Source organism: Capnocytophaga sp. oral taxon 338 str. F0234 (assembly GCF_000192225.1).
In the GTDB taxonomy this organism is placed as follows: domain Bacteria; phylum Bacteroidota; class Bacteroidia; order Flavobacteriales; family Flavobacteriaceae; genus Capnocytophaga.
The window spans coordinates 1,282,522-1,294,805 of the sequence record NZ_GL872413.1; the positions used below are offsets into that span (position 1 = coordinate 1,282,522).

9 protein-coding genes are annotated in these 12,284 nt (G+C 33.5%); 3 read left to right on the forward strand and 6 right to left on the reverse strand.

What is annotated here, in order from left to right; translation table 11 throughout:
* Positions 1–25 precede the first annotated feature (25 nt).
* The 5 genes from gyrA to HMPREF9071_RS05895 all read right to left on the reverse strand — a co-directional run bounded on the left by gyrA (position 26) and on the right by HMPREF9071_RS05895 (position 7,811).
* A complete protein-coding gene (gene gyrA, locus HMPREF9071_RS05875; protein ID WP_009745677.1) occupies positions 26–2,548 on the reverse strand; it encodes a DNA gyrase subunit A in 2,523 nt (840 codons plus the stop codon).
* Between the two features lie 131 nt (positions 2,549–2,679).
* Complete coding sequence (locus tag HMPREF9071_RS05880; protein WP_009745678.1) at positions 2,680–3,933, reverse strand: aspartate kinase; 1,254 nt, start codon at positions 3,931–3,933, stop codon at positions 2,680–2,682.
* A gap of 302 nt (positions 3,934–4,235) precedes the next feature.
* The gene (dnaN, locus tag HMPREF9071_RS05885) at positions 4,236–5,357 is read right to left on the reverse strand and encodes a DNA polymerase III subunit beta (protein WP_009745679.1); all 1,122 of its coding nucleotides are present in this window, start codon (positions 5,355–5,357) and stop codon (positions 4,236–4,238) included.
* 76 nt (positions 5,358–5,433) lie between these two features.
* Positions 5,434–7,095, reverse strand: a complete 1,662-nt coding sequence (gene gldG / locus HMPREF9071_RS05890) for a gliding motility-associated ABC transporter substrate-binding protein GldG (protein ID WP_009745680.1) — start codon at positions 7,093–7,095, stop codon at positions 5,434–5,436.
* Positions 7,092–7,811, reverse strand: a complete 720-nt coding sequence (locus HMPREF9071_RS05895; RefSeq protein ID WP_009745681.1) for an ABC transporter permease — start codon at positions 7,809–7,811, stop codon at positions 7,092–7,094. Before HMPREF9071_RS05895 ends, gldG begins: the two co-directional genes overlap by 4 nt.
* A gap of 139 nt (positions 7,812–7,950) precedes the next feature.
* Here HMPREF9071_RS05895 and HMPREF9071_RS05900 point away from each other — a divergent pair, with 139 nt between their 5' ends.
* The 3 genes from HMPREF9071_RS05900 (at position 7,951) to HMPREF9071_RS05910 (ending at position 10,887) form a co-directional block, all read left to right on the forward strand.
* Positions 7,951–8,592 carry an outer membrane lipoprotein carrier protein LolA gene (locus tag HMPREF9071_RS05900; RefSeq protein ID WP_040358364.1) on the forward strand — a complete coding sequence of 214 codons (642 nt, stop codon included), beginning with the start codon at positions 7,951–7,953 and terminating at the stop codon, positions 8,590–8,592.
* 72 nt (positions 8,593–8,664) lie between these two features.
* Positions 8,665–10,110: an LptF/LptG family permease gene (locus HMPREF9071_RS05905; RefSeq protein WP_009745683.1), complete on the forward strand. Its 1,446-nt coding sequence runs from the start codon at positions 8,665–8,667 to the stop codon at positions 10,108–10,110.
* 72 nt (positions 10,111–10,182) lie between these two features.
* Complete coding sequence (locus HMPREF9071_RS05910; protein WP_009745684.1) at positions 10,183–10,887, forward strand: bifunctional 2-polyprenyl-6-hydroxyphenol methylase/3-demethylubiquinol 3-O-methyltransferase UbiG; 705 nt, start codon at positions 10,183–10,185, stop codon at positions 10,885–10,887.
* Between the two features lie 9 nt (positions 10,888–10,896).
* On the opposite strand, the gene HMPREF9071_RS05915 is transcribed toward HMPREF9071_RS05910, so the two are convergent.
* Entirely contained in the window at positions 10,897–12,054 is a 1,158-nt protein-coding gene (locus HMPREF9071_RS05915; protein ID WP_009745685.1) for a class I SAM-dependent RNA methyltransferase, read from the reverse strand.
* Between the last annotated feature and the right edge of the window lie 230 nt (positions 12,055–12,284).

Here is a 12,284-nt window from a genome sequence, read left to right on the forward strand (position 1 = left end):
ATTTTTATATTAAACTTATAATTATTTATTCATTAGAAATAGTTTTCTCCTCACCGCTGTCTATTTCATTATCATCTTCTTTCATTACTTTAGCTACTGCAGCAATTGAGTCATTTTCCTTGATATTGATGAGTCTGACACCTTGTGTGGCACGTCCCATAACCCGAAGAGCTTCTACAGACATACGAATAGCCATTCCTGATTTGTTAATAATCATTAGATCATCTTCCTGAGAAACACTTTTAATAGCCACAAGCTTTCCTGTTTTCTCAGTAATGGAAATAGTTTTTACTCCTTTTCCACCTCGGTTGGTAATACGATATACAGCTTCTCCTGTTTCAGGGTCATCTATAAAAGTACGCTTTCCATATCCATTTTCAGAGACTACCAGTACAGTTTCCTCTTTTGGATTTTCAATGGTAATCATACCAATTACTTCGTCATTCTTTTCATCATCAAAAGAGATTCCTCGCACTCCTGATCCACTTCGCCCTACAGAACGAACCTTTTCCTCTGGGAATCGAATAGCCTTACCTGATTTCACAGCCATCATTACTTGACTACTTCCTGTCGTAAGGCGTGCTTCCAGTAATTCGTCATCTTCCTTGATAGTGATGGCAACAATACCATTTTGGCGAGGACGGGAATATTGCTCTAAAGCAGTTTTTTTGATGATACCTTTTTTGGTAGCCATAATTACATAATGGCTATTGATATATTCTTGGTCTTTTAAGTCCTGTGTACAGATGAATGCTTTTACATTATCTTCGGAATCAATATTGATAAGGTTTTGGATGGCTCTTCCCTTAGTATTTCTTCCTCCTTCAGGAATTTCATATACCCTGAGCCAGAAACATTTACCTTTTTCAGTAAAGAAAAGCATATATTGGTGGTTAGTACCTACAAACAGATATTCTATAAAGTCCTTATCACGAGTGGCGGACGCCTTTTGACCGACCCCCCCACGGGCTTGTGTTTTATATTCATTAACGGGAGTTCGCTTAATATATCCTGCGTTGGAAATAGTAATAACCACTTGTTCATTAGGAATAATATCTTCCATAGAAATATCTCCTCCTGAATATTCAATAATAGAGCGGCGATCATCTCCATATTTGGCTTTCACTTCTATAAGCTCATTTTTTATAATTTCAGTACGACGTTCTTTATGAGCCAGGATATCTTCTAAATCCATAATTAGCGCCATAATCTGTTCATATTCCTCACGAATTTTGTTAAGTTCCATTCCTGTGAGGCGAGCTAATCGAAGGTCTAATATTGCTTGCGATTGAATTTCAGAAAGTTCGAATTCTTTGATGAGTTCTTCTTTAGCTATTTGGGGATTATCTGAATGGCGAATAATGTAAATAGCTCTATCCAATGTGTCTTGGGTGGCAATAACTTTCATATAACCCTCCAAGATATGAGCTTTTTCCTTAGCTTTCTTTAGTTCATATTCGGTTCGCCTATATACTACATCATGACGGTGTTCTACAAAATGATATATTAGATCCTTAAGGTTCAGCTGTTCAGGGCGCCCATTAACTAACGCAATATTATTAACACTGAAAGAGGATTGTAAGGGGGTGTGCTTGAATAGGTTATTTAATACTACGTTAGGTATAGCATCTTTTTTAAGGACATATACAATTCGCATCCCTCCTTTGCCTGTTTCATCAAATACATCGGCTATGCCATCCAATTTTCCTTCTTTGACAAGGTCAGCAGTTTGCTTTACCATCAAGGCTTTATTTACCTGATAGGGAATTTCTGTAACAATGATACAATCGCGATTATCCACCTCTTCAAAGTGGGCTTTTCCACGAATGATGATTCGTCCACGTCCTGTCTTGAACGCTTCTCTTACTCCATCATAACCATAGATAGTACCTCCTGTAGGAAAGTCAGGGGCTTTGATATATTCAATGAGCTCATCTATCGTGATATTTTGATTCTCAAGGTAAGCAACTATCCCATCTACAACTTCAGAGAGGTTATGAGGAGGCATATTCGTAGCCATTCCTACAGCAATCCCTGCAGCCCCATTAACAAGTAAGTTAGGAATACGTGTAGGAAGAACGGTAGGCTCCTCCAAAGTATCATCAAAGTTAAGCCTGTGATCAACAGTTTCTTTCTCAATATCAATGAGCATATCTTCCGCCATTCTACGCATTCTCGCCTCCGTATAACGCATAGCAGCAGGAGAATCTCCATCAATAGAACCAAAGTTTCCCTGCCCATCTACAAGCATGTAACGCATATTCCAGTCCTGAGCCATGCGCACCATAGTATCATATACAGAGGAATCTCCATGAGGGTGATATTTACCTAATACCTCCCCTACAATACGGGCAGATTTCTTATAAGGAGTATTACTACGAACCCCCAACTCGTGCATACCAAAAAGGACACGGCGATGTACAGGTTTTAATCCATCTCGCACATCAGGTAAAGCACGTGAAACAATTACCGACATTGAATAATCAATGTAGGCACTCTTCATCTGGTCTTCAATATTAATAGGAATGAGTTTTTCTCCTTCAACCATTGTAAAATCTTCTTTTTATTTCAAGGTGCTAATTTACGACCTTTTTTTGATTTGAAAAAATAAAAACCGAAAAATAATGGTAAATCTAAGAAATTAACATTATTTTATAGTTTTTCAACTATTTTATTTACTTATTCACGTACTATTTTCTGTAAAGTATCTAATGAAAATTGTTCTAAGAGGATTTCTTTGTCTTCTTTTAGAAAGTCAAAATCACTTTCTTTAGCATGACGAATTGTATACAAAATAACATTTTCAATACAGCTCACTTTGAATTTTTCTCGCAGATTTTCAAGTAGAAAGGGAAGATTATTGAATTTGTCTTCTATACAAAGATTAAAGCTAATAGCAGAATTTTGTAATAAACTTACCTTTATCTGATAAGTAGCTAAAAGATTGAAAATAAAACTAATATTTTCCTCAGCAATAAAAGAAAAATCTAAAGAAGAAAGAGAAAGAAGATGTTGGTTTTGCTTGCGAATATAGCATGAAATCTTAGGAATTAATTCCTTGGTATTGCAAACAGAACTGCCTGAAGCTTCAGGTTGTAAGAAAGAACGAACATTCAGAGGAATTCCCTTTTTCTGTAAGGGTTGGAGAGTTTTGGGGTGAATTACAGAAGCTCCATAAAAAGCAAGCTCAATAGCCTCCTGATAAGGAATCTTCTCAAGTAATTGTGTTTGTGAAAAATATCTAGGATCTGCATTGAGTACTCCTGCAACATCTTTCCAAATAGTGACGTTCTCCGCTTGCAAACAATAGGCAAAAATAGCAGCAGAATAGTCAGAGCCTTCTCGGCCTAAGGTGGTGGTAAAAAAATTGGGATCACTTCCTATAAATCCTTGTGTAATGTACATTAGAGAAGGGTTGATATTATCAGAAATATTACGCTGTGTTTCTTGCCAATCTACTTCAGCTTCTCTATAATTACTATTGGTTTTTAACAAATTGCGTACATCTAACCAAGTGTTACGAATTCCTTGGTCATTTAAATAATGGCTAATAATACTGGTAGAGATAAGTTCTCCAAAACTAACAATTTGATCATATACGAAGCTATGTTTTGGAGATTTGTTCTTCTCTAAAAAAGAAGAAATTTCTCCAAAAAAACCATCAATTTTCCAATATACAGGATGATTTTTGTTTTCAAAAAGTTCATTGATAATTTGGTAATGAAAATCTTTTACTTTCTGCAGATTCTCTTCTAAGGAAGATTTATCATTGAAGTAACTATTTACAACCTTTTCTAGAGCATTGGTTGTTTTTCCCATAGCAGAGACAACAATAAGAATATTCTTTTGGTTGTCTTTCTTTAAGATAGACACTACATTGCGTACGCTATTGGCATCTTTTACGGAGGCGCCTCCAAATTTGTATATTTTCATAGGATAATATTAACAAGGGTTCTATGTAAGAAAAACTTTTGAGAAAAGAAATATTCTTAGTAACTTATCTATTTGTAAATCAATAGTTTAACTAAAAAATATCCTCTATATAATTAACAGACAAAATTACTGAAATATTCTTTGTAATAGACAAAATTTATAAAAATTGCAAAAAGAAGTTATTGACTTAAGATATATTGATATAGAAAGTGTATTACTTAATTTGAACATATATGTATTAAAAAAGCCATCTTATTAAAGACAGCTTTTAAAAAAGTGGAATTTCAAATTAATAACCATGTTTATGAGTTGGAAAGCATTGTGGGCATTACAAGCATATACACTTTCTCTCCTTCATCCAGTCCATCGGCAGGAGTAAGGATTCCTGGGCGATTGGAGTAGGACATTTCCAAGAGCACCTCATCGGAGGAGAGGTTACTGAGCATTTCTATAAAGAATTTTGAGTTAAAACCAATTTCCATATCATCACCTTCATAATTACAAGGAATAGTTTCATTAGCACGATTATTATATTCTATGTCTTCAGCAAAGATTTGTAAGGAGTTTCCCACTATTTTTACACGCATTTGATGAGTGGATTTGCTAGCAAAGTTAGAAATACGTTTGGTAGAGTTCATCAAGAGATTACGGTTCACAATTAGTTTATTTGGATTTTCCTTAGGAATCACAGCCTCATAATTAGGATAGTTACCATCAATGAGGCGACATACATAATCTAATTGATCGAAGGAAAATTTAGCATTACTTTCATTGTACTCAATGGTAACTTCACTTTCACTTCCTGCTAAAATACCTTTGAGAAGGTTAAGAGGTTTCTTAGGAATAACAAAAGAAGCAGGGTATTCAGATTTTATATCCTGTCGTTCATATTTTACTAATTTGTGAGCATCGGTAGCTGCAAAGATAAGGGCATCCTCTGTAAGGTTAAAGAAAACACCATTCATAATAGGACGCAGATCATCATTTCCTGTAGCAAAAAGGGTACTTTGTATGGCAGTAGCTAAGATGTCTCCCATAAGACTTACATGATTAGCATTTTCTATTTCTACTATAGTAGGAAATTCTGCACTATCTAAATAAGCTAAAGTGTATTTCCCATTATTGGAAACGATATCAACAGTATTATTATCATTAATAATAAAAGTAAGTGCTTGTTCGGTAAATGTTTTAAGAGTCTCAATTAGAATTTTATAAGGAACAGCAATACTTACAGTATCAGAACTTTCCACCTCAATGACTCCTTTGATAGTTGTTTCTAAGTCAGAAGCAGAAACCACTAGCTTATTTCCGGATAATTCAAATAGAAAATTCTCTAAGATAGGCATAGTATTATTGGTGTTGATAACTCCACCTATAATTTGAAGTTTTTTCAACAAATACGAACTTGATACAATAAATCTCATGACGTTTGTTTGCGTTAGTAAAAATAAATGCAAAGATATTTCAAAAAAAGGGAACTATAAAATTTTTCACTAAAAATTAAGAAAATCGTTTCTTATACCAGAACTTACTAATTAAACCTATGAATAGAAGAAAAGTTAAGGGGATTATAAGTGATATTGATTTCCAATAATTTGACTCTTTTTCCAATTTCTTTTTGTCTAAGAAAGCTAAAGAAACTTTTTTATTTCTTAGTTGTAAAAAGGAAGTATCATCAAGGAGGTAATTTACACAATTTTGAAGGAAAATTTTGTTGTCAAAGAATTGGTTCGTCCATTTATCATAGCCCAGTTCGATAGGTTCTCCTTGAACAATATCATTTCTAATGATATCACCATCAGAGATTACTATCATCTTGGTAGGAGTACTTAGGTCTTTGTCTTTTATTTGAGAAATAGGTTTCACTCTATTTTTATAGACAGAAGAAAAAGTACCCTCTAAGAGTACTGCTACAGGAAAATTACCTTTTTCGTAACCTTCCATTGTCTTTTCAGGGAATTCAAGAATAATTTCTCTTGGGGTTCCTTCTTGCTTGGAGATAGGAGAGGATGTGAGAAGTATCTGTTTCTTGATTCCATTACTCAAGGTATCAATACTACTGACAAATTGTAATCGAATTCCATCTAGGTTTTTGTTTATTAAGTGATTATTAGAAGAAAGAATCATAGGTGAGTATACCCAAGGGATAGGAGTGTATTGTGTTTGGCTTCCACTACCTTGAGCTACCATAATTTGAGTAAAATACCAATCATTAAGTAAGTCATAGTTCAGACGTACGCCATACTTGAAAAGCATGTCTCCTAAGTTCAAATCAAGAGGCATAGCCATAGTATGACCTTGTTGGTGAAACATATCTTCTAAGGAAACGGCTACAGGATCTAATAACCACAATACTCGTCCTCCGTTCATAATGTATTGGTCAAGAACTTGTTTTTGTTTATCGGTGAATCTTTCTGTAGGTTTTGCTATGATACATAACTGAAATTCTGAAAGTTGCTTAAGTGTCCTCTCAGGAGAAGTAGCTACAGAATCCAATGTAAAAGGAGCAATATGGTAGTATGCCTGTTCTGAGCGTAAGAAATCTGCAATTTGGATATCAGCAAGGGTACCATTACTTTTGAGGACTGCTATTTTTTTATCTTTTTCTAATAATAACTTGTATAAGGCGTCAGAGAAGGCATACTCTAAGTTCTGTACAGAAAACTGTATTTTTTCTTGATTAGTAGCTCCTAACTTATTCCGAAGTAAAGAGACTTTCTCTTGTTTTTCTCCTTTGGTAATTATTGCCCAGGGAAATAGGTATTCTTCAGAGGTTTTACCTTCTGTCATAGAGGTGATCATAAGGGGAGTGAGTCCTTCATAACTAAGTTTTTGTATTTCATCTTCAGGTTTTTTACCTTCTAAAGGATTAATGAATTCGAAGCGAATATATTGGTTCTTTGCTTTATATTCCTCTAGTAACTGAAGTGTTTCTATCTGTAAACGCTTGTACTCAGCAGGAATATTTCCTTTGAGTAATACTTTTATCACCAAAGGCTCTTTTATTTTTGAGAGTACTTGTAAGGTAGTAGGGGAGAGAGTATAGCGCTTATCATAAGTAAGGTCAAATCGTTGGTAGAAAACCCTGCTAATACCTAAAATAACTACTAAGCTAATGATAACTAAAAATAGGGAAATAAAGTGAGGTTTTATATTTTTCATTTTTTTTCTAATTGTAAAGATAGTTGTGTTAAGTATAAGAAAAAGAAACTAATACAGAGAAAATAGATTATATTTCGTGAATCAATGACTCCCCTACTTATATCTTCAAAATGTGTTTTAAAGCCAAAAGAGAAAAGAGTATTTTCTGTAAATATACCTATAAGTTCATCCAATCCAAAGAAAAAGAAGAAGTTCAAGAAGGTAGCGATAATAAAAGCAATGATTTGATTCTGGCTTATAGCAGAAGCGGCAATTCCTACAGCTATAAACGTAGAATCTAAGAGTAATAAAGCAATATAAGACCCAATCGTACTGGCTATATCCATATTCCCCTTAGGATTCCCCAGTTGCCAGACTATATATATGTATATACCTGAAAAACATAAAAGAATACATACAAATACAAATACTGAAAAATATTTAGCAAGAACGATTTTCCAAATAGAGATAGGGCGAGTAAAGAGCAAGGGGAGCATGCCATTGCGCTTCTCCTCAGAGATAATGCGCATAGTGAGTGCTGGAATAAGAAAGACAAAAATCCACGCAGAAAGCAAAAAGAAAGGTTGTAATGAGGCAAAACCACTTTCAAAGATATTATAATCTCCTGATAATACCCATAAGAATAGACTATTGAAAAGTATGAAAGCACCTATGACGACATATCCTATAGTGGAGGTGAAAAAATAACGAATTTCCTTCTTAAATAAAGCTCTCATTTTTAAATGATAATTTCCAGATTTTGCGCCAAAAGTACAACTATTTTTTTAGCTAACAAAAATTACCTATATATTTTTTTAAACAAGAATTTGGCATAATTATTGCTATAACCCAATGCTGTTTATAAATAAGGAAATGATGAAAAAATGTTTTATATTATTTTTTGTACTTGTTACTTCTTTTTCTCAAGCACAAAATGCTAATAGGGCTAAGGCTCTGTTAGATGAGGTATATAAAAAGGTGTCTTCTTATAAAAATATTTATATTGATTTTCGCTATTCTTTTGAAAATTCAAAAGAACATATTAAGCAGGATACTCGGGGTAATGTAACCTTAAGTGGTGAGAAATATCTGCTTAATTATATGGGGGTTACTAAACTTTTTGATGGGAAAAAGATATATACTATCATCCCTGAAAACGAAGAGGTTACTATAGAGACTGCTAATAATAAAGATGAGCAGATGATCATGCCATCCCAAATGCTTACTTTCTATAAGAAAGACTTTTCTTACAAATGGGATATTGTCCAACAAGTGAAAGGAAGAAAAATTCAGTATATAGAACTTAAACCAATCAAACAATCTTCTGATATCAAGCTTATTCTTCTAGGGATAGATACTACCACTAAGCATATCTATAACCTTATACAGGTGGGCAAAAATGAAGCAAAAACAACCATTACAATTAATGAGTTTAAAACAAATCAGCCCCTAAGCGGAAATGAATTTGTTTTCAATGAGGATAAGTATAAAAAGCAAGGCTATTACATTAATAAATAATTTTATGTAAAGGCGCAATTAATTGCGCCTTTTTTTATAACTTTGCCACTTTGATTGCTTTGCATATTTTTTATGAAGATATTAGATCGTTATATATTATCACGCTTTATATTTAATTTTGTTAGTTCCTTTTTGATAATTATACTGATATTTATTTTTCAAACTATTTGGCTTTATATAGATGAGTTAGCAGGGAAGGGACTTAGTATATTTATCATTATAAAGTTTGTAGCGTTGATGCTTCCTAACTTAATACCTCTTATTCTTCCTCTTACAGTAGTGCTCTCTTCCATTATGACCTTAGGTGCTTTTGGTGAGAGTTATGAGCTTGCAGCAATGAAAGCCTCAGGTGTTTCTTTACTTAAGGGAACTCGTACTCTTATTCTTTTCATGCTTTTGCTTAGTATTGGGGTATTTTTCACTTTTAATAATTTGCAACCTTGGTCAAATCGTAAAGCGGTAGCTTTGCGTGATAGTATTAAGAACAAGCAACCATCGCTGGCTATTAGTCAGGGCATATTCAATAACGTACAGGATTTCTCTATTAAGGTGGAAAAGAAAACAGGTGAAAACGGAGAATTCCTTCATGATATTGTGATACATAAATTAGGGGTAGATGGACTTAGTCGTACTGTTATTAAAGCCAAAGAGGGAGAGCTTTCAGGACATAAAAAAGGCTCTAATGTGCTCCAACTTATTTTAAAGGATGGTACTTATTACGAAGATGTTAAGAGTGCGAATAGTGATATTACCTTTCCTTTTGTAAAGGCAAAGTTCCAGGTACATACCCTTAATATTGATATTAGTTCTCTTAATACAGAAGTTAGTTATGATGAAAGTGGTGAAAGAGATTATTACAAAACAATGAATATAAATCAACTTTCTCATGCATTGGACTCTATTGTTACAAATTATAAACAAGAAGCTAAAGATTTTGGAGATAATTTCTATAGACGAACAGGGATGCCTTATCTGTTAGAACAAGAGGAAGACGAAGTATCAAAAGTTCCTCCGATAGGCTCCATAAGAGAGATGAGCCTTGTCTTAGAAAAATATAAAGAGCAGGATAAACTTTCACAAGTATATAACCTTGCAAAAGATAACATTAATTCCCTTATTAATAATTTGGATAATAATAAGGATAATGTGGAATATCAACAGAAGTTGATTAATATATATCGTCTTACTTTTAGTGATAAAATTGCTTTGGCAATTACCTGTTTTGTGCTTTTCTTTGTAGCAGCACCTTTAGGTGCAATTATTCGGAAGGGAGGTATAGGAATGCCTTTGGTGGTTGCTATAGGACTATTTCTTACTTATTATTTTTCAGGACTGCTTACCAAAAATATGGCGACTAATGGTAATATCAATCCTTATATAGCCCCCTGGATACCTACATTTTTCTTATTACCTTTGGGTATTTATCTTACAATACTTGTTAATGAGGATAAACCTGTAGGTAACTTTGGAGAATTGGTGCACTTTATTGAAAAATTATTCTTTAAGAGAAGAAAATAAGAAGAAAGCTAATCATAACTTTTATAACTTTATTATTAGTAATAATATTAGTTTGTATAATAACTTTATTTTATGAAAGACCTATTAGGAAGATCTCTGTTGGATTATCAGCTTAATGATCGTGAAAGTGATGTACGTGTGGAGACTAATATTTCTGCAAGTGAGTATCTTTTTAGATCACATTTCTTTCGCTCTTTCTCTCAGATGATTCCTTTAGAACAAGAAGCACTTACTTTAGCTAAAGGTCGTGTATTGGATGTAGGGGCAGGAGTGGGCTCTCATGTATTATACTTACAAAAACAAGGATTAGAAGCAGTAGCATTGGATATATCTCCCTCAGCAATTGAAGCTTGTAAGTTAAGAGGTGTGAAGAGAACAGTTGTAGGAGATATATTGGATTATCAAGGGAAATTTGATACTATCCTCCTTCTCATGAATGGTATAGGCATTTGTAAGCGACTTTCTTTGATAGATATATACTTACAAAAATTAAAATCACTTCTTACTGAAGGAGGACAAATCCTTACTACATCTACAGATATTATTTATATGTTTGACCAGGATGAAGATGGTAGTTACATTATCCCTATGGATGAGGAAGTTGATTATTATGGCGAACTTATTTATACTATCTATTATAAAGGACAAAAGGAATCTTTTCCTTGGCTTTTTATAGATTATAATACTTTACAGAGAGCAGCTAGTAATAACGGTCTTAATTGTGAACTTATACAAGAAGGAGAGGATTATAATTACTTAGCAAAAATGACTATGTAATTCTATAATTTATGAATTTTTCTTCTGTTTTTTACTTCCTTCATATATGTTATAGTTTACTAATCGGCTTTCTAATTTTCCATTGAATAGTTTTATTTTGTGAGATGGCCGTAAGCCTACCCATTTTAGGGCTTCCAAATTGGAGGTAATGAACCATGTCTGGGTATTGGGATACTGTTGCTTAAGAGTATCTCCAATTTGCTTATAAAAAGTAGGAGCATCTACTTCTAAGCGTTCTCCGTAAGGAGGATTAAAAGCCATAAAGAGAGGTCTTTCTGTCTGTTTCTGTGTTTTGAAGAAATCATGTTGTTCTATAGCAATATAGTCCGAAAGTCGTGCATTTTTCACATTCTCTTTAGCTTTATTCACTGCAGAAGGAGCTTTATCATAACCCATAATCTGATAAGGGAATTCTTTTGCTTTATTTAGGCAACTATCAAAAATAGTTTCAAACAAATCTACATCATAGTCTTCCCATTTCTCAAAAGCGAATTCTTTACGATGAAGATTGGCAGGAATATTACAAGCAATCATAGCACCTTCTGTTAGGAAAGTACCACTACCACACATAGGGTCAAGAAAATCACATTGCCCCTGCCAACCACTCAAGAGAAGAATACCTGCCGCAAGTACCTCGTTAATAGGAGCTATATTTGTTTGTGTACGGTAACCACGATGATGCAAAGAAGCTCCAGAGGTATCTAAAGATACAATAACTTTATTTTCTTTTTGAATATGAATAAAAAGCTGTATATCAGGATGTAATGTATCTATATTAGGACGTTTTCCTGTTTTGTTACGGAACCTATCCACAATAGCATCTTTGGCTCTAAGAGTCATATATTGAGAATGATGGAATAAGTCAGAAGCAAGTGTAACTTCTACAGCAAAAGTTTGTGAGGGAGTAAAGAGTCCCTCCCAAGGATATTCATAAAGTGCTTGGTAGTATTCTTTTTCATTCCTAACATAGAAAGAGTGAATGGGTTTGAGAATCTTCAGAGCAGTACGTAAACATAGATTTGCTTTATACATAAAACCCTTATCTCCTAAAAAAGAAACACTACGTATTCCCTTTTCTATTTTCATTGCTCCTAATTGTCGTAATTCTTCCTCTAAAATATCCTCAAAGCCGAAAAATGTTTTCGCAACCATTGCATAGTTTTCCATAAAAAGCAATATATATAAATAATAAAAAAGATATAAATGTATGAATACAAAAAAGGCTGTTCAAAAATATAACTATTAACCATTTTCTCTTTTATTATCTTAAGAATTCTTCTCTCAAGGAGGGAGTTTCATAAGCAAGTATTAATATACAGCATTTTTTAGAAAGCCATCTTGAATCTTATACATGCTCGTTCTCCCTTGTACCTTTAGAAAAGGAGGTTTTTTAATTT